The sequence below is a fragment of the Virgibacillus sp. MSJ-26 genome, from assembly GCF_018918075.1.
Lineage (GTDB): Bacteria > Bacillota > Bacilli > Bacillales > Amphibacillaceae > MSJ-26.
Genome location: NZ_JAHLPW010000005.1, coordinates 174,203 through 197,380, shown reverse-complemented (window position 1 = coordinate 197,380; position 23,178 = coordinate 174,203). Strand labels below are relative to the sequence as shown.

Annotated in this window: 28 protein-coding genes; 20 read left to right on the top strand and 8 right to left on the bottom strand. The window is 34.9% G+C overall.

Going from position 1 to position 23,178, the window contains the following annotated elements:
* Positions 1 to 330 precede the first annotated feature (330 nt).
* The 11 genes from alaS (at position 331) to KQI49_RS06465 (ending at position 9,137) form a co-directional block, all read left to right on the top strand.
* The gene (alaS, locus tag KQI49_RS06515) at positions 331 to 2,976 is read left to right on the top strand and encodes an alanine--tRNA ligase (protein WP_216487563.1); all 2,646 of its coding nucleotides are present in this window, start codon (positions 331 to 333) and stop codon (positions 2,974 to 2,976) included.
* A 90-nt stretch (positions 2,977 to 3,066) separates the two neighbouring features.
* Positions 3,067 to 3,336, top strand: coding sequence for an IreB family regulatory phosphoprotein (locus KQI49_RS06510; RefSeq protein ID WP_216487562.1), 270 nt, complete (start codon positions 3,067 to 3,069; stop codon positions 3,334 to 3,336).
* A complete protein-coding gene (gene ruvX / locus KQI49_RS06505; protein WP_216487561.1) occupies positions 3,333 to 3,749 on the top strand; it encodes a Holliday junction resolvase RuvX in 417 nt (138 codons plus the stop codon). Before KQI49_RS06510 ends, ruvX begins: the two co-directional genes overlap by 4 nt.
* A gap of 18 nt (positions 3,750 to 3,767) precedes the next feature.
* Positions 3,768 to 4,058 carry a DUF1292 domain-containing protein gene (locus tag KQI49_RS06500; RefSeq protein ID WP_216487560.1) on the top strand — a complete coding sequence of 97 codons (291 nt, stop codon included), beginning with the start codon at positions 3,768 to 3,770 and terminating at the stop codon, positions 4,056 to 4,058.
* Between the two features lie 176 nt (positions 4,059 to 4,234).
* Complete coding sequence (gene mltG, locus KQI49_RS06495; protein WP_216487559.1) at positions 4,235 to 5,353, top strand: endolytic transglycosylase MltG; 1,119 nt, start codon at positions 4,235 to 4,237, stop codon at positions 5,351 to 5,353.
* Between the two features lie 131 nt (positions 5,354 to 5,484).
* A complete protein-coding gene (locus KQI49_RS06490; protein ID WP_216487558.1) occupies positions 5,485 to 6,150 on the top strand; it encodes an O-methyltransferase in 666 nt (221 codons plus the stop codon).
* Positions 6,140 to 6,787 (top strand): uridine kinase, encoded by a 648-nt coding sequence (udk, locus tag KQI49_RS06485; RefSeq protein WP_216487557.1) that lies wholly within the window; start codon positions 6,140 to 6,142, stop codon positions 6,785 to 6,787. Before KQI49_RS06490 ends, udk begins: the two co-directional genes overlap by 11 nt.
* Positions 6,788 to 6,927: 140 nt before the next feature.
* The gene (gene greA / locus KQI49_RS06480; RefSeq protein WP_216487556.1) at positions 6,928 to 7,404 is read left to right on the top strand and encodes a transcription elongation factor GreA; all 477 of its coding nucleotides are present in this window, start codon (positions 6,928 to 6,930) and stop codon (positions 7,402 to 7,404) included.
* Between the two features lie 116 nt (positions 7,405 to 7,520).
* Entirely contained in the window at positions 7,521 to 8,138 is a 618-nt protein-coding gene (locus KQI49_RS06475) for a YrrS family protein (protein ID WP_216487555.1), read from the top strand.
* Between the two features lie 15 nt (positions 8,139 to 8,153).
* Positions 8,154 to 8,840 carry a 5'-methylthioadenosine/S-adenosylhomocysteine nucleosidase gene (gene mtnN, locus KQI49_RS06470; protein ID WP_216487554.1) on the top strand — a complete coding sequence of 229 codons (687 nt, stop codon included), beginning with the start codon at positions 8,154 to 8,156 and terminating at the stop codon, positions 8,838 to 8,840.
* A 72-nt stretch (positions 8,841 to 8,912) separates the two neighbouring features.
* A complete protein-coding gene (locus tag KQI49_RS06465) occupies positions 8,913 to 9,137 on the top strand; it encodes a YrhC family protein (RefSeq protein WP_216487553.1) in 225 nt (74 codons plus the stop codon).
* An 833-nt stretch (positions 9,138 to 9,970) separates the two neighbouring features.
* On the opposite strand, the gene sigK is transcribed toward KQI49_RS06465, so the two are convergent.
* The 8 genes from sigK to sda form a co-directional block, all read right to left on the bottom strand.
* Positions 9,971 to 10,681 carry an RNA polymerase sporulation sigma factor SigK gene (sigK, locus tag KQI49_RS06460; RefSeq protein ID WP_216487552.1) on the bottom strand — a complete coding sequence of 237 codons (711 nt, stop codon included), beginning with the start codon at positions 10,679 to 10,681 and terminating at the stop codon, positions 9,971 to 9,973.
* A gap of 154 nt (positions 10,682 to 10,835) precedes the next feature.
* Positions 10,836 to 11,207: a monovalent cation/H(+) antiporter subunit G gene (gene mnhG, locus KQI49_RS06455; RefSeq protein WP_216487551.1), complete on the bottom strand. Its 372-nt coding sequence runs from the start codon at positions 11,205 to 11,207 to the stop codon at positions 10,836 to 10,838.
* The gene (locus KQI49_RS06450) at positions 11,188 to 11,499 is read right to left on the bottom strand and encodes a Na(+)/H(+) antiporter subunit F1 (RefSeq protein WP_216487550.1); all 312 of its coding nucleotides are present in this window, start codon (positions 11,497 to 11,499) and stop codon (positions 11,188 to 11,190) included. Before KQI49_RS06450 ends, mnhG begins: the two co-directional genes overlap by 20 nt.
* Entirely contained in the window at positions 11,496 to 11,972 is a 477-nt protein-coding gene (locus KQI49_RS06445) for a Na+/H+ antiporter subunit E (protein ID WP_216487549.1), read from the bottom strand. Before KQI49_RS06445 ends, KQI49_RS06450 begins: the two co-directional genes overlap by 4 nt.
* Positions 11,973 to 11,978: 6 nt before the next feature.
* The gene (locus KQI49_RS06440) at positions 11,979 to 13,460 is read right to left on the bottom strand and encodes a Na+/H+ antiporter subunit D (protein ID WP_216487548.1); all 1,482 of its coding nucleotides are present in this window, start codon (positions 13,458 to 13,460) and stop codon (positions 11,979 to 11,981) included.
* Positions 13,453 to 13,791 (bottom strand): Na(+)/H(+) antiporter subunit C, encoded by a 339-nt coding sequence (locus KQI49_RS06435; protein WP_216487547.1) that lies wholly within the window; start codon positions 13,789 to 13,791, stop codon positions 13,453 to 13,455. Before KQI49_RS06435 ends, KQI49_RS06440 begins: the two co-directional genes overlap by 8 nt.
* Before the next feature lies 1 nt (position 13,792).
* Positions 13,793 to 16,126, bottom strand: a complete 2,334-nt coding sequence (locus KQI49_RS06430; protein WP_216487546.1) for a Na+/H+ antiporter subunit A — start codon at positions 16,124 to 16,126, stop codon at positions 13,793 to 13,795.
* 488 nt (positions 16,127 to 16,614) lie between these two features.
* The gene (gene sda / locus KQI49_RS06425) at positions 16,615 to 16,779 is read right to left on the bottom strand and encodes a sporulation histidine kinase inhibitor Sda (RefSeq protein ID WP_216487545.1); all 165 of its coding nucleotides are present in this window, start codon (positions 16,777 to 16,779) and stop codon (positions 16,615 to 16,617) included.
* 519 nt (positions 16,780 to 17,298) lie between these two features.
* On the opposite strand from sda, the gene KQI49_RS06420 reads away from it, so the two are divergent.
* The 9 genes from KQI49_RS06420 to KQI49_RS06380 all read left to right on the top strand — a co-directional run bounded on the left by KQI49_RS06420 (position 17,299) and on the right by KQI49_RS06380 (position 23,113).
* On the top strand, positions 17,299 to 17,814 hold the full coding sequence (locus KQI49_RS06420; RefSeq protein WP_216487544.1) for a YqeG family HAD IIIA-type phosphatase: 516 nt from the start codon (positions 17,299 to 17,301) through the stop codon (positions 17,812 to 17,814).
* Between the two features lie 2 nt (positions 17,815 to 17,816).
* Complete coding sequence (gene yqeH / locus KQI49_RS06415; protein WP_216487543.1) at positions 17,817 to 18,917, top strand: ribosome biogenesis GTPase YqeH; 1,101 nt, start codon at positions 17,817 to 17,819, stop codon at positions 18,915 to 18,917.
* Between the two features lie 13 nt (positions 18,918 to 18,930).
* Positions 18,931 to 19,776: a shikimate dehydrogenase gene (aroE, locus tag KQI49_RS06410; protein ID WP_216487542.1), complete on the top strand. Its 846-nt coding sequence runs from the start codon at positions 18,931 to 18,933 to the stop codon at positions 19,774 to 19,776.
* Position 19,777: 1 nt separating this feature from the next.
* Positions 19,778 to 20,068, top strand: coding sequence for a ribosome assembly RNA-binding protein YhbY (gene yhbY / locus KQI49_RS06405; protein WP_216487541.1), 291 nt, complete (start codon positions 19,778 to 19,780; stop codon positions 20,066 to 20,068).
* Positions 20,069 to 20,082: 14 nt separating this feature from the next.
* Positions 20,083 to 20,652 carry a nicotinate-nucleotide adenylyltransferase gene (locus tag KQI49_RS06400; protein WP_216487540.1) on the top strand — a complete coding sequence of 190 codons (570 nt, stop codon included), beginning with the start codon at positions 20,083 to 20,085 and terminating at the stop codon, positions 20,650 to 20,652.
* Positions 20,639 to 21,223, top strand: coding sequence for a bis(5'-nucleosyl)-tetraphosphatase (symmetrical) YqeK (gene yqeK, locus KQI49_RS06395; protein WP_216487539.1), 585 nt, complete (start codon positions 20,639 to 20,641; stop codon positions 21,221 to 21,223). The genes KQI49_RS06400 and yqeK overlap by 14 nt, the downstream gene beginning before the upstream one ends.
* Positions 21,216 to 21,578 (top strand): ribosome silencing factor, encoded by a 363-nt coding sequence (gene rsfS / locus KQI49_RS06390; protein ID WP_216487538.1) that lies wholly within the window; start codon positions 21,216 to 21,218, stop codon positions 21,576 to 21,578. Before yqeK ends, rsfS begins: the two co-directional genes overlap by 8 nt.
* Positions 21,579 to 21,582: 4 nt before the next feature.
* Complete coding sequence (locus KQI49_RS06385) at positions 21,583 to 22,338, top strand: class I SAM-dependent DNA methyltransferase (protein WP_216487537.1); 756 nt, start codon at positions 21,583 to 21,585, stop codon at positions 22,336 to 22,338.
* 181 nt (positions 22,339 to 22,519) lie between these two features.
* Positions 22,520 to 23,113, top strand: coding sequence for a helix-hairpin-helix domain-containing protein (locus KQI49_RS06380; protein WP_216487536.1), 594 nt, complete (start codon positions 22,520 to 22,522; stop codon positions 23,111 to 23,113).
* Positions 23,114 to 23,178 lie beyond the last annotated feature (65 nt).

Below are 23,178 nucleotides of genomic sequence, written 5' to 3'. Positions count from 1 at the left end.
GGTGGAATGCTGAGACTCCTGCGGGAACAGCACGAGTCTGAAGACCCCGCAGAGTGTTCTTCTCGAGGAGGCTGAAGCCGTGCCCGCGGAAAGCGAAGTATTCTGCCGAAGCGATGATAATAAGCTTAACTATCATCAGAACAAGAAAAAGCTACTGTGTCGCATCATATGAATTATGTTCAATAGGACCTTTATTTGTACTTTCTCTTAATAGCCAATGTTTAGGTGGAGAGAATAACGCTGATAGCCTTTTGGCCTCGAGATACTTTAACAAATTCTTTGATTCAAGCATTTTACATATATCATTAACTTATAAATGGAGGAATTATAATGAAAAATTTATCTTCTGCTCAGGTTAGACAAATGTTTTTAGATTTTTTTATTGAAAAAGGACATCGTCAAGAGCCGAGTGCTCCACTTGTACCAAAAGATGATCCAACACTTTTATGGATTAATAGTGGTGTCGCTACGTTAAAGAAATATTTTGACGGTCGAGTAATTCCGGACAATCCTCGTATTGTTAATGCTCAGAAAGCCATTAGAACAAATGATATAGAAAATGTTGGCTTTACAGCTAGACACCATACTTTCTTTGAAATGCTTGGTAACTTTTCTATCGGTGATTATTTTAAAAACGAAGCTATTGAATGGGCATGGGAGTTTTTAACAAGTGATAAGTGGATTGGCTTTGATTCTGATTTATTATCTGTAACTGTCCATCCAGAAGATGATGAAGCGTATGATATTTGGTTGAATGAGATAAAATTACCTAAAGAAAGAATCATACGCTTGGAAGAGAACTTTTGGGATATAGGAGAAGGGCCAAGTGGACCAAATACTGAAATATTTTATGACCGAGGAGAAGAGTACGGAAATGATCTCAAAGACCCTGAACTTTATCCGGGTGGAGAAAATGATCGTTATTTAGAGATATGGAATTTAGTGTTCTCACAGTTTAATCATAATCCTGATGATACGTATACACCGCTTCCAAGTAAAAATATTGATACTGGTATGGGTTTAGAACGAATGGTTTCTATTATTCAAGATGCACCGACTAACTTTGAGACTGACTTATTTCTACCTATCATTCATAAAATAGAGGAATTTGCATCAAGCAAGTATGGACATAGCGAACAAGCAGCCACTGCTTACAAAGTTATTGCGGACCATATCAGAACTGTTGCCTTTTCAATCGGTGACGGGGCACTACCTTCCAACGAAGGACGTGGCTATGTGTTACGGCGTCTTATCAGACGAGCTATACGTTTTGCTAAGCAAATTGGGATAGAAAAACCATTTATGTATAAACTCGTCACTACGGTAGGAGATATTATGGAAGACTTTTATCCAGAAGTCTTAAAAGAACATGAATTAATTGAACGAATTATTAAAGTTGAAGAAGAACGATTCCATGAAACTTTAAATGAAGGTTTAGAAATTTTATCATCCATTATTCAAAAAGAAAAAAAGAATGGAAGCACAATTTTTCCCGGTGAAGATGTTTTTCGTCTCTATGATACGTATGGATTTCCAAAAGAGCTGACAGAGGAGTATGTTGCTGAATATGGTTTTACAGTTGATGAACTAGGGTTTAATAAAGAAATGGAAAAACAACGTGACCGAGCTCGGAGCGCAAGACAAAAAGTCGACTCAATGCAAGTTCAAAGTGATATTTACTCAAAAGTAAATGTAGAGAGCAAATTCATAGGTTATGATAATAACGAATCAAAGACTAAAGTTGTTGAATTAATAAATGATGATGCATTTATAACGAGTGCAGGTAAAGATGAAGAGGTCATGGTTATTTTAGAAGAAACGCCGTTTTATGCAGAAAGTGGAGGACAGGTCGCTGATAAAGGATGGATATATACTGACGGTGTCTCGGCTTACGTAGAAAATGTCCAGAAATCACCGACAGGGCAGAATATTCACCAGGTGAAAGTTATCGAAGGTCAGCTAGAAATCGGCCAAGAAGTAAAAGCTACGATTGACCAAGCATTTCGCACTGGTATCACGAAAAACCATACTGCAACACATTTATTACACCAAGCACTAAAAGACGTCCTAGGCACTCACGTTAACCAAGCAGGTTCATTAGTTTTACCAGACCGTTTGAGATTCGATTTTACACATTTTGCAGCTATAGAAGATAAGGAAATAGAAGAAATAGAACAGATAGTCAATGAGAAAATATGGGAATCGATTCCTTTAGCTATTGATTATAAAAAGCTAGATGATGCAAAAGCAATGGGAGCTATGGCATTATTTGGAGAAAAATATTCGGATATTGTACGCGTCGTCAAAATTGGTGATTACAGTCTTGAGCTTTGTGGTGGTTGTCATGTCGTCAATACATCGCAAATCGGCTTGTTTAAAATTACTTCAGAAGCAGGAATTGGAGCAGGAACTCGTAGAATTGAAGCAGTTACAAGCAAAGATGCTTTTGATTACTTAAATAGGAAAGAAAATTATTTGAAGAAATCTGCTATGATCCTTAAAACAAAAGATGAGGTTGTTCCTGAACGTATTGAAGAATTATTCCAGAGTATTAAACAGCTTCAAAAGGAAAATGAATCATTACAAGATAAATTATCCCATCAAGAGGCGGGTAATATTATTAATCAGACAAAGAATGTTGAAGGTATTAATGTGCTTGCACACAAAGTGAACGTACCAGATATGAATCAATTACGGACGATGCTTGATGATTTGAAACAACAGTTAAGTTCGGGTGTTATTTTGTTAGCAAGTGAGAATAATGGTAAAGTCCAACTGGCAGCAGGAGTTTCAAAAGATCTTGTTGCAAAAGGATTTCATGCTGGCGAATTAATAAAACAAGCAGCATCCATTTGTGGTGGTGGCGGTGGCGGTCGTCCTGATATGGCTCAAGCTGGTGGTAAGCAACCAGAAAAAATCAACGATGCCTTAAATTATGCTAGAAAATATGTTAAAGAGAATAGTAAAGTAAAATAAAGTTCAAAACTAACTATAAAAGATATAATTATTACACTAAACGTGTTAAAATGTGTACAAGAAGGGTAAATATTGGAACGAGGTGTCACGATGAGCTCTATTGATAAGACGATGAAATTCAATTTTTCAGAAGAACCTTTTGATCAAGATATTAAAGAAATATTATTAACGGTTCATAAGGCGCTTGAGGAAAAAGGCTACAATCCTATTAATCAGATTGTTGGTTATTTATTATCAGGTGATCCTGCCTACATTCCAAGATATAATGATGCACGAAATTTAATTCGTAAAATTGAACGCGACGAAGTGATTGAAGAGCTAGTTAAATACTACCTTGAACAACAAAAGGATAGCCAATGAGAATTATCGGACTTGATGTTGGTTCCAAAACGATTGGTGTAGCGGTCAGTGATGCTTTTGGCTGGACAGCTCAAGGATTAACAACCCTTAAGTGGAGTGAAAGAGACATTACATCCGCTGATATAGACCTAAAAAAAATCATAACAGAACATGAAATAGGGAAAGCTGTTATAGGCTTACCAAAAAACATGAATGGAACGATTGGAGAACGTGGAGAAGCATCTAAAACGTATGCTACCCATATTGAAAAAATCCATCAAATACCGACTGTTTTATGGGATGAACGTTTGACGACAGTGGCAGCCGAACGAGTTTTATTAGAGGCCGATATAAGCCGAAAGAAAAGAAAGCAAGTCATTGATAAAATGGCTGCTGTCATGATTTTACAAGGTTATTTAGACCAAACAAATTAGAATGTAGGAGTGAATCATATGGCACTAGAAGAGAATGAACGTATTATCATTCCAGATGAAAATGGAGAAGAACATTTATTTGAAGTATTATTTACTTTCGATGTAGATGATACAGAGCAATCATATCTTGCTGTGGTTCCAGTTGAACAAAAAGATGGCGAAGAGATAGAAGTCTATGCTTTTCGATATGAAGAAAAAGAAAATGATGGTGACGATTTGGCATTATTCCCAATTGAAACAGATGAGGAATGGGACATTGTAGAAGAGATGCTAAACACCCTAGCGGATGAAGAAGATAAAGGGGAATAGAAAGACTAGCTCACCTAAAAAGCTGGTGTCATACTGACATCAGCTTTTTAGGTGATAATCTAAATCAATAAACTTATGTGAAATAGATCCATGGATTCTACCTCGAAATTTTCATCAAAGTCTAGCACAAATTGAAATATTTTAGTATAATGTACCAGATGAGAGGGGTAGATGGCATGTCCAAAAAGAATAAAAAGAAAGAATTTCGAGACAATTTAATTGCTCGAAATGAAGAAGCCAGCACCGTTCGTAAAATTGTATCTATTATAATTATTTCACTTATACTCATTTTCTTAGTCGGAATTATCTCAGGATATATGTATATTAAGTCCGCATTACAACCTGTAGATCCAGGTAATGAACAAGGCGTCGAAGTAGAAATACCTTTGGGTTCCACATCTTCAAGTATAGCTAACATTCTTGAGGAAAAAGGGATTATCAAAGATAGTCGGATATTTAGGATTTATACAAAGGTTAAGAATGAATCCGATTTTCAAGCGGGAGCTTATACATTTACCCCTGCAATGACAATAGACGAGATTATAGAGTCCTTAAAATCAGGCGTACTCGTAAAAGAACCAATCGATAAAGTTACTATACCTGAAGGTAAAACGGTAGAAGAAATCGCAGAAATCTTTGCTGAAAAAAAGTATTTTTCAAAAAAGGATTTTATTGACAAAGTGAATGACGAAAAATATGTCGAAGAACTTATTGAAGCCTATCCCTCAATTTTATCTGAAGAAATTTTAGATGAAGACATCCGAACACCTTTAGAGGGATACTTATTTGCTGCTACATATGATATATATGTTGAAAACCCAAATATTAACGATATAATTGAGACGATGTTAGATCGAACTGCTGAAGTTGTGAATGAAAATCAGAAAGATATAGATAAAAAGAAATTTACTGTGCATGAGGCACTTACCTTTGCTTCACTGGTTGAGAAAGAGGCTAGTTCTAAAGACCAACGTAAAGGAATAGCGAGTGTCTTTTATAACCGACTGGAAGAAGGGATGCCGTTGCAGACCGATCCGACGGTTTTATATGCCATGGGAGAACATAAAGATAAGGTATTATTAAAAGATCTTGAAATTGAATCACCTTATAATACTTATCAAATTGATACACTACCCGTCGGTCCTATATCTAACTTTAGTGTTAATTCTTTGAAGGCAAGTTTGCATCCAGAAAAATCAGATTATAAGTATTTTTTACATGATAACGAGGGTGGCATACACTTTGCTGAAACACATGAGGAACATATTAAATTGAAACAAAAATATATCGATTAAAACTTATAAAATAAAATTTATCTTGTTTAAACAGCTTCACCTAAATAGGGTAAGCTATCGGAAATGTGGCAGTCACATTTCCCGTTTTTTATAATTCAAAAAGCTCGATCATTAACAAAAGAGGTTTCGAAATGGATGAACAAATCACAAACTATTTATTAGCGCTTTTACCTGAAAAGGATAATTGGATTGTTGACCTGGAAGAACAGGCACAAAAAGATCGTGTTCCAATTATGGATTCAATTGGGATGGATTTCATTATGCAATTGATTCGAATGAATAAGCCGAGTGAAATTTTAGAAATAGGTACAGGTATAGGATATTCAGCGCTTCGAATGCTTGAAGCTAGTCCAGAAAGTACAATTACAACCATTGAAAAAGATGAAAAAAGATATAATCAAGCAAAAGCAAATTTAAAAAAGTATGATAACCGGAAGAAAGTTACATTGGTTCAAGGTGATGCTTTAAGTATCATGACGAATATGGCTGAACATGAAGGAAAATTTGATTGTATTTTTATTGATGCAGCTAAAGGTCAATATGAAAAGTACTTTGATTTAGCGGATTCACTTTTAATTAATAATGGCTTTATTATAGCGGATAATGTACTATTTAGAGGTTATGTAGCAGATTATGATTTTGAACATCGGCGCTACAAGAGTATAGTGAATCGATTAAGAGAATATAATAAACGGGTTACGAATCATTCAAGCTATCATACATCGATTGTGCCTGTAGGGGACGGTGTAGCTATAAGTTTTAAGAGCAGCGAGAGGAGTCACACGAATGAAAAATAGAAAACCTGTTGTTATTGGTGTAGCTGGTGGCAGCGGGAGTGGGAAAACTTCAGTAACTAAATCAATCGCTAAACGTTTTCCTGACAAATCGATTCTTGTAATTGAGCAAGATTATTATTACAAGAACCAAAGTCATCTATCATTTGAAGAAAGACTTAACACAAATTATGATCACCCGCTCGCCTTTGATAATGATTTATTAATTGAGCATATTAATGAGTTACTTCAAAATAAGCCTATTGATAAGCCGGTTTATGATTATAAAATGCATACTCGTTCAAAGACAGTTATCCCTGTTGAACCAAAAGAAGTGATTATTATTGAAGGAATTTTAATACTTGAAGATTTGCGCTTAGTCGATTTAATGGATATTAAAGTATTCGTCGACACAGATGCAGATATACGTATTATCCGTAGATTACTTAGGGATATAAAGGAACGAGGACGAACACTCGACTCAGTTATTGATCAATATGTTAATAATGTCAGACCGATGCATCTCCAATTTGTTGAACCAACAAAAAGATACGCCGATATCATTATTCCCGAAGGTGGAGAGAATCACGTAGCTATCGATCTTATGGCTACGAAAATCGAAAAAATATTATCAAGGAATCGAAATGATAAAATCGATTGAAATATTAAGTATAATTTGTCATAGTATGAATAGTTAACAATATTATTAATATAATTTAAAAACCTTAAAATTTAATAGGCTATCCAGTTCTTTAAAATTAAAAAGATGTTATGCTATAAAGATAAAAAGGAGTGTTTGTAATGTCAGCAGATAAAAGTTACTACATGACACAAGAGGGGAAAGAAAAATTAGAGGAAGAATTACATTATTTAAAAACTGAACGTAGACAAGAGGTTGTTGAACGTATAAAAATAGCGCGTGACTTTGGTGACCTTTCTGAGAACTCAGAGTATGATGCGGCTAAGGATGAGCAGGCTTTTGTTGAAACACGAATCGCGCAAGTGGAAAAAATGATTCGTAACTCTGTAATCATTGAGAACGATGAAGAAAACCAAGATGTTGTAACTCTTGGGAAATCCGTTACATTTAAAGAATTACCTGATGAAGAAGAAGAAACATATACTATCGTTGGAAGTGCGGAGGCCGATCCATTCGAAGGAAGAATATCAAACGATTCACCAATGGCTCAAAGCTTATTAGGCCAAAAGGTTGGAACAGAAGTCACTGTAACGACTCCAGGTGGAGATATGCAAGTGAAAATTATTAATGTGGAATAATTCACTGTTATAATGAAAAGTTAAATAAAAAAATTAGTCGTCAATAACGTAATATTATTGACGATTTTTTTCAATGGGATGATGTTAAATAAAACGATTTTTAGGGGTGACTTCAGTTGAACGATAAACATTCACGCTTAAACAAGTTTGAAAAACGACGTAAAAATACAAAAGCCATTTCTGTTTTCATCGTTATCGGAAGCATTTTGCTCGTTCTTTTAATTGGATTGTTTGTTTTTGGTGATGATGACAATGATACAGATCAAGCAGAAGAAAAAAAGTCCGAATTAGTTATTGAAGAATCAGGGCAAGAAGAGACCGAAAAAGATAACAATGACACTGAAGCTGAAGAAAGTGAAGAAGATACCGAAGAGGAAGAGGATGAAACAATCGAAAAAGAATCAGTTGAATCATCTGATGACAATGTCACTGATGCATATACAGCAAATTGGAAACCAATTGGTACGAAGCAAGAAGGGGAACATACCACTCAATTTGAAAAAGAAACTCAGGACTGGAAGGAGATGGAACAAGCAGCCAGTCTAGCAGCTGAAATTGACGAGAGTGACATGATGACATGGAGAATCGAAAATGGTGGCGCTCCCCAAAAAACTATCGCAACTGTTTCCGATAACGAAGAAACAGAGGTATACCGAGTTTATCTATCTTGGATAGATGAAGAAGGCTGGCAGCCAACGAAAGTAGAAATATTAAAAGAAAATGATAAAAAATAGTGAAGGAGGCAAAAAATGACTATAGGTATAATTGGTGCTATGGATGAAGAAGTAGAAATTTTACTAAACAACATGTCAAATAAACAACAATTAACAATAGCCAACTGTGTGTTTTATTCAGGAAGTTTGAATGATCAAGATGTTGTGTTATTGAAATCAGGTATAGGAAAGGTTAATGCAGCGATGGCGACGACAATAATGTTTGAACGCTTTTCTCCAGAATATGTTATTAACACTGGGTCAGCTGGTGGGTATTCCGATAAATTAGATGTCGGTGATATTATTATCTCAACAGAAGTTGTTCATCATGATGTAGATGCGACTGCATTTGATTATATTTACGGACAAGTTCCAGGTATGCCAGCGACTTATCGAGCTGACGTAAAGTTAATCGACAAAACTATGCATGCCGTTGAGAATCTTGATGTTCACGCTGTGAAAGGAACTATTGCAACCGGTGATTCATTCATGAGTGATCCTACACGTGTTTCCTTTGTCTTAAAACAATTTAAAGATGTCATTGCTTTGGAAATGGAAGCTGCGGCGATCGCCCAGGTATGTTATCAATACAAAAAGCCTTTTGTCGTTATAAGAGCTTTATCCGATATAGCAGGAAAAGATTCGTCCGTTTCCTTTGATCAGTTTCTTTCACAAGCAGCGAAGAATTCTAGTCAATTAATTATGAACATGATTGATTTTTAATTAAATATACTAATATTTACCATTTGTGCTTTGCTTCTTAGTGTGATACGGTGCAAAGAGGAGGTAGTCTGAGTGAAATCTACTAAACACGTTAAAGATAAAATAGAAGATTACCAGCGCTTCATAGCAACTTTATTAGTTTTTGGGAGCTATTTATATATTGGAGCAATTAATGAAATATACATCCATCCTTCCCATGATGGAAAAGTCTACTTAATCTTATCATTTACCTCTATTTTGGTGTCTATTATTTTGTTTGAAAGACAATATAAATTACAGAAGAAACTAAAAAAGTGAGCGGTACGTTAAATCTAACGCTCACTTTTTTCTTCTATTAATTAAAATTCTAATCCTTATAGATAACGAGACATCGCTACGGCAATACACTTCGCTTTCCGCAGGCGCTGCTGAGCCTCCGAATGCTAACGCATTTTGGGGTCTCACCTAGGCTACTTTTCCTGCTGGACAAGGAATGCTTCGGCAGCGATACATCGCGATTTTTTCAAGGAGTCTCCGTGTATTTCCTCCGCTTAGGATAGTTCATTTTCAATAATAAGCTGTAGTATTAAAAAACATCAGTATAATATTTGCTCAAAGTAAAGATAAATCTTGCTGGTAATGTGAGACCATTAACTTTATAAAATGTAATTACCCTTAAATCAGAAAGTATATAGTAGCGCAGAAAGAACGATATGGTGTAAATTTAATCCAAAAAATGTAACTAAAAGTCTACTCTTTGAATTCCAAACGAAACCTATCTATAGCGAAGGAAAAAATGCGAGACTCCTCGAAAATAAAAACCAATTTTCTTCGTGCGATGTAACGCGCTGAAGTCCCTCATGTCCTATGGGAAAGGAACAGTGCAACGATGGTCAAGTTAATGATGGCCGACAAAAAACCGTTCTTTGCGGACAACGCCGGCATACCCCTTGCCGGGGCAAGAAGGCTGAAGCGTTCCCCATGGAAAACGAGTATTTTTTCCGTAGCGATGGAATAAGCGCATATCTTTTTAAGAGGGAAGAATTATGCTAACGTTACCGCGTATCACATATATTTTGTACGGTACCATTTTTGGTTTAGGCAAGTATGGAGGGAGAGTGGTTTCAGATATGGTGTGGTGATTTTTAGGCTTATTCTTGTTTCTGTCTTTCGTTTCTAAAATATTCATGAAAGACTTTCATTAAAGCCCGTTTTTCGATTCGTGACACGTAACTGCGGGAAATATCAAGTTTTTTGGCAATCTCTCTTTGTGTTTTCTCTTTGAAGCCATTTAAACCGAAACGATAGACCACAACTTCCTTTTCACGTTGATCAAGAATTGTAAAGTATTTCTCTAACTTTTCAATTTCCATATTGAGTTGGATATATTCAATAACATCTTCGTTCTCTGCTTCAAGTATATCAATTAGACTAATCTCATTCCCTTCTTTATCCTGCCCAATAGGATCATGCATGGAAACATCTTTACTTACCTTTTTTAATGCTCTAAGATGCATTAATATTTCGTTTTCGATACATCGAGCGGCGTAAGTAGCCAACTTTGTACCTTTACCAGCAGAGAAGCTTTCAACCCCTTTAATTAATCCGATTGTTCCAATTGAAATTAAATCCTCTGTTTCTTCACCCGTATTATCAAACTTTTTAACGATATGTGCGACAAGCCGTAAATTATGTTCAATGAGTTTATTTCTTGCTTCATGACTGCCGTTTTCCATTTCTTTTAGATATTTGGCTTCATCTTCAGGAGAGAGAGGTTGAGGGAAAGCTTGGTTTTTGACATAGGAAACAAAAAATACAGCTTCCTTGATAAGTAGGGCAAGGGCACTTAAAATACCGGACAAACACATACACCTCCTAATTACTTAGGCAAGCGCCTATATAACATTTCTATGTTGATAACTTGGTCATAGTGTCTGTCCTTCATAAATATCTTAAAACTTTATTTGACTTGTTTAAATAACACGAAACAAAAAAACAGAGTGATTCTTTAATAGTTCACTCTGTTTTTTCCTTGTTTAACGCCTCTTCATAAGCATCCTTTCTATGACGCAACACTAATTTAGCACCGCTATGGTGAGCGGCTCTAGAAATCATATGCCCAGAGACAGGGTTGGTTAATAAGATGAAGAAGATAGCTAGCAGTAGCTTTCCACTAACAACATCGTGGGCAACATACAGGAAAATGAATGTTCCAATTAAAATGCTTGCAATGCCTAGTGTTGATGCCTTCGTAGCTGCATGTAGTCTAGTATAGACATCAGGAAATCGAAATACTCCTAATGAACCTGAAAATATAAAAAAAGTGCCAATCAATAAGAAGAGGATAGTTAATATGTTTAAAATGCTGTTAATCAAGATCTCGTTCAATGATAACACCCTTTTCTAAGTATTTCGCAATAGCCACAGTCCCTAAGAAGGAGAGTATTCCTATCAACAAGACAACATCGGTTAGCTTGGATGTAATCAAGAAGATTCCTATGAATGCAGCAACTCCCATAAGGTTAATGCCGATTGAATCTAGTGCTACAGCCCGATCAGCATTAGAGGGTCCTTTTATAATTCGATACATAAGTAAGATAATTGAGGCTGAGATACCGATAAAACAAATAAATAAGGTAATATCCAGTAGATTTTCGGTTAATAACAGAAAGTCGTTCATCTCGTCACCTCCATAATGGCTCTTTCAAAGGTGTTTTTTATAGAATGGATGGAATCCTCGGTATCGTCTATGTGCATAGCATGAATAAAAATTTCTTTATTATCAAGTGATACGGCAACAGTTAATGTACCAGGTGTTAGAGAAATTAAGTTAGATAATAATGTAATTTCCCAGTCACTGCTTACTTCTAAAGGATAGGAAAAGATTCCAGGTTCCACATTTAGATTAGGTTTATAAACTAATTTTGCAATATCTAGTGTAGATGTAATGAGTTCTCGAATAAACAATAAAATCAATTGTATAATTTTTATCACACGATGTAAGTAGAATCTGCCAGGAACAAAGCGATCAAGTAGAAGGAGTAAGATAAGACCTAATACAAAGCCTAAGAAAAAACTGGTTCCCGTATAGGTTTCACTCAAAAACATCCACATGAAGGCAATAATTAAATTAATAACAATTTGGAAGGCCATTGTCCACTACTCCTTTAAAACAGAATGAATATAATTTTCAGGGTTAAGTAAATAAGTTGCAATAGAATCAATGGATGGATATATAAATTCTGCGCCTAAACCTAGTAATACAGATAGTGTTAATAGAAAAGCAACGGGGCCAATAAATCCTTTTGGTGAACGCTTTTCTGTCGGTTTGAGTTCTTGCTTTTCCCCCCAAAATCCTCGAATAAATATTTTTAAAACGGAGTAAAGAATTAATAAACTTGTTAGCAAGCCGATGATGACTATACCAATCTCGCCTTCAGCTAACGCTCCTTTTAAGAGAAGAACCTTTCCAATAAATCCACTAAAAGGAGGGATACCTGCTAATACAAAAGCTGCTAAAAATAGTAACCAACCAAGCAATGGATAATGATTAATCAATCCATTCATTTTCCTTAAATCAGAGGTCCCTGCTACATACGCTATTGCACCCACGAGTAAAAATAAAGCTGTCTTGATAATCATATCATGTACTAGGTAATAGATTGATCCACTTAATGCATCTTCATTAAATACACCAATACCCATCATAATAAAACCAATAGCAGGTATAATGTTATAAGCAATAATCAGTTTTATATTATTTGTAGACAGGGCACCGAGGATACCAAATATCATTGTTAAGCCAGCCATCCATATGAAGAGTTGATGAGTGATATCCGTGTTATAAGTGAAAATTAATGTAAACACACGAATAATGGAATACACACCAACCTTAGTTAATAATGCACCAAACAGGGCAGAAATAACAGGATTTGGAACGATATAAGATTTAGGCAACCAATAATATAGCGGGAATAACGCTGCCTTTGTAGCAAAAACAAAGAATAGAAGTATCGCAATAGTCGTCAAAATACCTTGTTGTTCAACCCCGTGGACTCGTTCAGCAATTTGTGCCATATTTACTGTACCAACAGCGCCGTATAAAAAGGCGACGGCTGTTACAAACAAAATTGAAGAGAACAGGTTGATTAACACATATTTAATAGATTCTCTCAGTTGGATTCTCTCTCCACCTAACACAATTAATGCATAAGAAGCCATCAGAAGTACTTCATAAAACACAAACAGGTTGAATAAGTCGCCTGTCAAAAATGCCCCTGAAACACCAGCGATTAAAAAGAAAAAGAAAGCATAAAAGTAATGTTTTTCTTTTGATAAAGGAAGTGAGTGAGGTGCATAAAAAGCACAGGCTGTAGCAAGAATATTTGTTGTCAATACAAGTACGATTGAAAGTGAGTCCGCTACAATCGTGATACCATAGGGCGCTTTCCAGCTACCTGTTTCTAAAACAATTGTTCCGTTAGCAAAAACATACCAACAAATAAATGCAGTGACTCCTAGATTAACGATAGAGAGACTTTTAGTTAAGGTTCGAGAAACAGGTACTTTTTTGTTTGTAAAGGCAACAATTATTGCTGCAAATAGTGGTAATATAATTGGCAAAATAGCTAGGTTACTCATTTGACTTACCCCTTAATTGATCCATATTATCAGTCTTGTTCTCATTCGCGGTGCGGTAGGATAAAACAAGAAGCAGACTCGTAATTCCAAAGCTAATCACAATAGAAGTTAGAATTAAAGCTTGTGGCAATGGGTCTGTATAGCTTGTAACAGTTTCTTTTAAAACGGGTGGTTGTCCGCGCTTTAACTTACCCATGGTTAATATGAATAAATGGGCACCGTGAGAGATTAATACAGTTCCAATAATGATTCTTAATAGTTGCTTTTGCAATAAGTTATAGACAGCAATAGAAATTAAAGCTCCTGATAATATTAAAATAATTATTTCCAATTTATTCGGCCTCCTTATTTTTTCTTAATTTAATGAGGCTGAAGATAGCTAAACCTGCAATTCCTAACACCGTGATTTCGAATAAAGTATCGAGACCTCTCATATCAACCAGTATGACGTTGACAATGTTTTTACCGCCACCAACAGGAAGCGACTTTTCAATAAAGTATTCGGAGATGGATTCATACCAATTGGTACTATGTGCTGAGATACCTATGAGTGTCATCAAAGAACCAATACTGATTGCAATAATGACGTTCAGCGTCTTGCTGCCTAGCTTTTCATCCCGTTTTCTAAGTTGAGGCAAATGATAAAAACACAGTAAGAATAGGGCAACTGACACCGTCTCTATGACTAATTGTGTAAGAGCCAAGTCAGGTGCACGGTAGATCACAAATAGAATTGAAACACCATAACCGACAATACCGGTAATTAAAATAATTGCTAAATTATTATTTGCAAATATAGTAGCAACGGCTCCTATCAAGATGACTAAAACAACCACCATCTCTATTATCGTTATATCTGCTAAATCCGAAAAATTTATACTAAATCCATTGGTTAAGAACATAATTGTAGAAGTTCCAATGACGATGGCCAATATGATGTATGTCATATAATGTTTTAAGGAACCTGACATATAAGTGTTGGTTAGTTTATGGGGGAAAGTATCCATCCCAGAAACACCTTTGTTATAGATATTATTTACACTTCGAGTCCCGGGTATAAGTTGATAAATATTTGCCCATTTATCTCTAGTTACATATATTAAAGTTCCTACACCTATAACGATTAGGGACATAATAAATGGCGTTGAAAGACCATGCCAAAAAGCAACACTCTGTGATTGAAACTGAGAATTAATAGAGTGGGCTGCATGAGCCAAGAATGAGCCATTGACACTGTTTGGCATAATTCCGATAAGAATAACACCTAACACTAAAACGATTGGTGAAATTAGCATTCCAAGTGGTGCTTCATGCGGTTTTTTCGGTAATTGATCTAATTGTTTAGGTCCTGCAAAGACACCAAATAAAAAGTACATTGAATAGGCAAAAGTGAAAATACTTCCAAAAACGGCTAAGTAAGGAATGATAGTTACTAATCCATTAGCAAAAGTGCTTGTTGCATTACTTAAATTTAACGTTGATTCGAAAAATAGTTCTTTACTATAAAAGCCATTTAAGAATGGTAAAGGAATACCGGCCATAGAAAATGTGCCAAACAATGCTAAAGTTGCAGTCATTGGCATGAACGTTAATAAGCCACCAAGTTTACGGATATCCCGAGTTCCAGTCTCATGATCGACAATACCAGCAACCATAAACAAACTACCTTTAAATGTAGCATGGTTTAAGATATGGAATACCGCAGCGAAAACGGCAATTTTGGTACCAAACCCTAGCATCGCCATAATCATACCAAGTTGACTGATAGTCGAGAAAGCAAGAATAGCTTTTAAATCTGTTTGTCTTACCGCCATATAAGAACCCCAACATAAAGTGACGATACCTACTAGGCTAACAATGATAAAGAACCATTCATAACTCGAAAATATTGGTGAAAAACGCGCCACAAGAAAAAGTCCTGCTTTAACCATTGTTGCAGAGTGTAAGTAAGCACTAACAGGTGTGGGGGCTTCCATTGCATCAGGTAACCAAATATGAAAAGGAAACTGAGCCGATTTTGTAAAAGCTCCGAGCAATATAAAGATTAAAATTAACGGCAAATAATTGCTTTGTAAAATAACATCTGATTGAGAAATCATTGCTTGGATACTTGTCGTTCCAGTAATAACGGTGAGAAGAGTAAGACCACCGAACATGCTTAGTCCGCCGAAAACTGTTAAAAGTAACGACTTTTGAGCACCATAACGGGAACGCTCTTTAAAGTGCCAATACCCGATAAGTAAAAAAGACGAAATCGAAGTCAATTCCCAAAATGTATAAAGGACAAATACATTATCAGATAAAACAACACCAAGCATTGCTGCCATAAACATCAATAAAAACACATAAAAATGACCCAGTCTTTCTGACTTACTTAAATAGTAAATTGAATAAAGGACGACAAGTGCTCCTATCCCACTAATAAGCAAAACAAACAGCAGACTAAGACCATCCAAATAGAAATCAAAGTTAATGTTTAATGAAGGAATCCATCGGTAAGTATGACGGATGGGTTCAAAGCTGTTTCCTATAAATCGTATAAAATATATAAATATGATAAATGGTATAAAAAAAGTGAATATACCTGTATGTACTTTATCCTTAAATCTACTTAGAAAAGGAATGAAACAGGCGAAGAGTAAGGGCAATAAAACAGCAAAAATCATTTTGGTAAAATCCTCCTTCAACCATTACAAAAATTGTACTACGCCTTTCTAAAATTGTATCAAACATAGATTATAGCATGTCATTTATAAAAATAATCTAAATTTGTATAATACGGTATTGTTGAAACGTAGTTAATAACAGTATTAAAATATTTTGACAGAAAAAACGTCGCCTTTCTAATTGAAAAGCGATAAAAAACTTAGCTTTCGATAATTTTTCTCCTTTTTTTGACGATAAAAACAAGTAAGCCCTTCTTAATAATATCTCCTTATATGTTTCGACTATGTAATAAAGTATTAAAATTAGAATAACATAATTCTTATTTAATGGCATAAAAAAAACCCTTTAATCGTAAAATGATTTGGGTTTAAGGAAAAGTCAAGTATCGGTAGGTCCTTGTAGTAGATTATTGTGATTTTCTCAAGAAGGCATATATTATGGTAGTGTATATGTTCACAATTATGAAATGGATATAAGCGACTTTAGGCTATGTAGAGCTTACTTTGTTTGTTGATCTTTTTGTTTTTATTTTGTTATCTAAATTTCGTCTACGTATTTCATGTTCAATTAATGCGAGAAAATCAGGGCTTAAATCTAATTCATTTGCTTTAAAATACGATTCAATTAACAACTCATCTGACAAATGTTCCATTCTAGCCCTCCTTAAGTAACATATATAATATTTACCGCAAAACATCTTATTGTGGTATTGTTTAATTCTGTCGAAAGGTTTATTTGAGTATAGCATTATGTTATTCGTGCACAAAGATTAACTAGTCATTTAAGTTACTATATAATCTACCATGATTCTATCGACGCTACAAGACGTGAGTTATCTACAGAGGGGTGTAGATAAAATGTGCACAACTCAGTAAAATCATTCGGAAACACTGATGTTATATTGTGTGTAATGTTGATAACGTTATCCACACATCGAATTTTGAAAGAATTTGTCGAACGGTTTTACCAATATTATTGGTTAATTTACAGGATTCTTGTTTATTCAACCCATTATTAAATTACGTAGGTTGGCTTAATATTTTATGACAATTTAGGTATGATAGGTTAAACTTATATTATATGATTACCCGTTGTTTAAAATTTAAAACACAGATGAATATACTAGGACGAGGATATAGTATAACTAGATTAATGAGTTGGGGTGGAAGGGTTGTTAAAGAATTTTTTACCAAATAAACATGTCAAAACAATTTTTGATATAAAGCCAGAGCAATTAAAAGAACAAGGCATTAAAGGGATTATTACAGACTTAGATAATACACTCGTAGCTTGGGATGTGGTGGATGCAACTCCTGAAGTGATTGAATGGTTTAAAAGAATGGAAGATCAGGGTATTTCCATTATGATCATTTCAAATAATAAAATGGAACGTGTTAAGATCTTTTCTGAACCACTTGGAACGCCATATGTTTTCAGTGCGAAGAAACCTTTACGCAGAGCTTTTAAGAGAGCTGCTAATCAAATGGGCTTTAAAAAAGATGAAATAGTAGTGATCGGTGATCAGCTTCTCACGGACGTTCTAGGTGGTAATTTGGCAGGATTTTACACTATTTTAGTTGTTCCGATTGTTCAAACAGATGCTAAAATCACAAAAATAAATCGAACAATTGAAAGGCGCATTCTGAATCATTTTCGTAAAAAGGGAAAAATCACATGGGAGGATTAGGTATGGAAGATTTAATATGTCAAGGGTGTGGAGCAGTGATTCAAACAACTCATTCAGAAGCCCCAGGATATACCCCAAAATCATCACTTAAAAATGAAAATATTTTATGCCAAAGATGTTTCAGGTTAAAACATTATAATGATATACAAGACGTTAATATTACTGATGATGATTTTCTTAAAATGGTTAGTGACATAAGGAAAAAGGAAGGGTTGGTCGTTCATATTATCGACTTGTTTGATGTCACTGGTAGTCTTATTAAAAGTTTACCGAGAATAACTGGTGATAATCCCATAATTTTAGTAGGAAATAAAGTTGATTTATTACCTCGATCTGTTAATCAACATCAGCTCATTAATTGGGTCAGATCTATGGCGAATGAGGCTGGTCTTAAAGTAAAAGACGTTTTTCTTATTTCCTCTACAAAAGGACATGGTATGGATGACTTGACCAACCAGGTTGAAAAGTATCGTAATAAAAAAGATGTGTATATAGTTGGGACGACGAACGTAGGAAAATCAACATTTATTAATCGTTTAATTAATCAATCAATTGGTTTGAAAGAAGTTATTACCACGTCTTATTTCCCGGGGACCACATTAGGATTTATTGAAATACCGTTAGACGATCAAACATCAATGATTGATACGCCTGGAATTGTCAATGAACAACAAATGGCTCATTATGTATCAAACAAAGACTTGAAGATAATTACACCGGCAAAAGAAGTCAAACCTAGAGTTTATCAATTAACCCAGGGGCAAACATTATTCTTTGGTGGTTTAGCTCGCTTGGATTTTTTAAAAGGAGACAACCAGTCTCTTGTTTGTTACTTTTCTAATCGTCTTTCAATTCATCGTACCAAAATGGAGAAAGCGGATGAATTATATGAAAATCATGTAGGCGAACTACTGTCGCCGCCGGATGAAAAGACAATGGAGTTACTACCTGAATTCACAAGAAGTACTTTTAAAATAACAGGAGAAAAAACTGATATTGTATTCCCAGGTCTAGGTTGGGTCAGTGTTCCAGGTAAAGAAATAACAGTTGTTGCTTATAGTCCGAAGGGTGTTGCCGTATCACTTAGAAAATCTTTACTATAGAAGGAGACTTAAAATGGGTTTACAGCTAGGGCTTATTGGTCATCCCATAAGCCATTCACTGTCACCATGGATTCATAAACAATTCCTTGAAAAGGTAGGGATAGCAGGAGATTACAGACTTTTTGACTTTCAATCACCTGATTTACATGAAGACTATATAAATCAGTTGAAAAATCAGAATCTTAAAGGGTTTAATATAACAGTACCTTATAAAGAAAAGATTATTCCTTATTTAAATTCTATTAACTCGGAAGCAAAAATTATGGGTGCGGTTAATACGGTGTTATATAAGGATAATAAATGGATAGGTTTTAATACCGATGGTCAAGGATATTTACGATCATTAATAGAAAGTTATCCCTACATTTTAAAAAATAAAACAATCCCTATTTTAATTATAGGTGCTGGTGGGGCAGCTAAAGGGATTTACTATTCATTATCTAAATTCGGCTTTATTCATATTGATATTGCCAACAGAACCTTGGAAAACGCAGAAAAAATTGTTGAGTTGAAGACTAAGAACACAAAAACAACTTGTTACACAGTGGAAGCGGCTGAAGAATTGCTTGGCAACTACAAAATTATTATTCAGACAACCTCGGTTGGCATGAAGCCTGATGAGTATAAATCAATAATGAGTTTGGAAAAATTAAAACCAACTACTATAGTTAGTGACATTGTATATCAACCCTTAATGACAACATTTTTATGTGAAGCAGAGAGAAAAAATGCTTTACTACATTTTGGACATAAAATGCTTTTGTATCAAGCTCAACACGCCTTTGAAATATGGACAGGATGTCGTGTAAACATAGAGGGAATCGATGCAAAATTACAAATGAAATTGGAGGATAAGTAAAATGTTGACTGGAAAACAAAAACGCTATTTAAGATCTCTTGCAAGTCAAGAAAAGGCTATTTTCCAAGTTGGAAAAGGTGGCGTCAATGAAAATATGATTGCGCAAATAAATGATGCTCTTGAGAAGCGTGAATTAATAAAGGTGAATATCCTACAGAACTGTGATGAAACTAAAGAAAATGTAGCGGTCGAGCTGCAGGAAGGAACAGGTGGGGAAGTTGTGCAAATTATAGGGTTCAACATTGTTCTTTACAAAGAATCTAAAGAGAATAAAAAAATTGAACTACCGTAATAAAGGAGTCTAAAATGAAATCAATTGGTATCTTAGGAGGAACATTTAATCCTCCACATATAGGCCATTTACTGATTGCAGAGCATGTACGTGTCGAGTTAGGACTAGATGAAATTTGGTTTATTCCAACCAACGAGCCCCCACACAAATTGGCATCTAATATTAATGTGGAAGATAGACTTACTATGCTGAGGCATGCTGTGTATGATAATCCTTTCTTTAAAGTGAATCCAATTGAAATCAAACGTCGTGGTAAATCTTATACTATCGATACAATAGTGGAACTTAAACAGAAACATCCCAACCATCAGTACTTTTTTATAATTGGAGCTGATATGGTTGAATATTTACCAAAATGGTACAAAATTGATGAATTGATAAATTGCCTAACATTCGTGGGTGTTAAGCGTCCAGGCTATCACATGAATAGTCCATATCCTGTATTGGAAATAAACATTCCCCTGTTTGATATTTCATCAACTCAAATCCGTGAGAGACAAGCGGAAGGCAAGTCAATTAAATATCTTGTCCCTGATACAGTTGATCATTATATTAAGGAGCAAGAACTCTATGAACAGAAATGAAGCAATAAAACGAATTAAACCACACCTAACTAAAGAAAGATATGAACACACCTTGAGAGTTGCTGATACTGCAATTGAATTGGCTGGAGTTTATGGTGAATCTGAAGAGAAAGCTCAGTTGGCTGCTTTATTTCATGATTATGCTAAATATAGACCAATAGAAGAATTAAAACATTGGATTATAAAGAGTAACTTACCTAAAGATTTATTAGATTATCATCATGAACTATGGCATGGGCCAGTTGGCTCGATACTCATTGAATATGAGCATGGTATTCAGGATTCTATTATAAAAAATGCGATTTATTATCATACAACAGGTAGAGCATACATGAATAAGTTGGATATGATTCTATTTGTTGCAGACTACATTGAACCAGGGAGAGATTTTCCGGGCCTTGAAGAAGTAAGAAGAATAGCAAAAAAAGATTTAATTAAGACGGCATGGATGGTATCTCGTAATACCATAAACTATTTAATGAGTAGGAACAACACAGTTTACCCTGATTCGTTCTATGCATATAATTATTTAACTCGGAAAATTAAACGAAAGGATGGATTAAATGGATAATGTTAAACATAATCTTCAATTAGCAGCAGACGCCTGTGATGATAAAAGAGCACATAATATTACCGCCCTAGATATGGAGGGGATTTCAGTTATAGCAGATTATTTTTTAATTTGCCATGGGAATAATGAAAGACAAGTACAGGCGATTGCCCGCAGCGTTAAAAATATAATGGCGGAGCATGATATTGAAATTGACCGTATTGAAGGGTTTGAACAGGGAAGATGGGTTTTAGTTGATATTGGCGATGTTGTTTGCCATATCTTCCATAAAGAAGAGCGTGATTATTATAATCTGGAACGACTTTGGGGAGACGCTGGTCGCGTCACCTTAGATATTGAAAGCAAGGGCGAATAATTATATGGAATACCAACACATGGCATATATATATGACCAGTTTATGTCTGACGCTCCCTATGAGAAATGGGCTTTTTTTGCCAGAGAAATGTTCGAAAAGTCGAACAAAAAAATTAAACGGATTGCTGATCTTGGGTGTGGTACTGGAGAAATTACAAGTATGTTAGCACAAAAAGGCTATTCATTAGCCGGTATTGATAACTCACTAGAAATGCTTTCACTGGCAGAACAAAAAGCATTTAATCAAAACTTGAAAATCCACTGGCTGGAACAAGATATACGTTTACTAGAAGGTTTAAGTGGTTTTGATGCTGCCATAAGTTTCTGTGATGTTATTAATTACATAACAACTCTTGATGACGTTAAATCGGTGTTCCAAAATACTTGGAATCTTTTAAACGATCAAGGAATTTTTTTATTTGATGTTCATTCTCTTTATCATGTTAAACATAATATGGTGAATAATACATTTGCTGAAGTAACTGATCAGACAAGTTATATTTGGTTTTGCAATGAAGGAGAAGAGCAAGGCGAAATGTATCATGATTTAACATTTTTCACTTTAAGTAACAATCATTACATACGGTTTGATGAGACACATTTTCAAAAAGTATTTTCGATTGAAACCTACCAGGAACTGCTTAAGGAAACTGGATTTAACATTAGGGGTATATATAGTGACTTTCAATTCGGAACAAACACCATATCAATGAAACCTGAAAGAATCTTCTTTTTTGCAGAAAAGATCGGGGACAAATAAGCTCCCGGTCTTTTTAGTATCGAATAATTAAATAAAAAAGCAGGAACTTGAGGATAAGTGTCGAATTTATTATATACGCATATATTGCACCTTTATGATCCCCGCAAATTAGCACACATTATTTATTCCCTCCACCTTAACCTTATCAGTTACCATTTCATTGAAGGAAGTGTCACCATAAATGATTGAATGGTTTAAAAAGAATTCATTTTTTATTATTTTAGGAATCTTTATCGTCGGCTTTTTATTTATTACTAGGGAAAAAGAAGAAGTGAGAACCAATGAAATAATTCCTGTTGACCTGACATCTGAAGAAACAGAAGAAGAGGAAAATTTTTTGAATGAACATGTCGTAGTTGATATCAAAGGAGAAATTAATAAACCTGGTGTTTATGAGTTAGATTTCGGAGCTAGAGTAGAGGATGTCATCAAGATGGCGGATGGCTTTACAAATGACGCAGAGGAAACGGCTATAAATTTAGCTCAAAAATTACATGATGAAATGATCATTATTGTTCCGAATGAAAATGATGAAGAAACTGGAAAAAATCAAGAATCCTCTTCAACTTCCGGAGAGGAAGTGAAAATAAGAGTCAATTACGCTACACAGGAAGAAATTGAAAACTTACCAGGGATAGGTCCTTCAAAGGCACAGGCAATTATTGATTACCGGGAAGAAAATGGTCTATTTCAATCTGTTGAAGATTTATTAGACATTTCAGGGATAGGGGAAAAGACATTAGAAAATATGAGAGATTATATTCATGTTCCCTAGTTGGATTGACTACAGGCTGCTGGTCGTTGTAAACTTAATTAATACAAAAGATAATAATATATAAA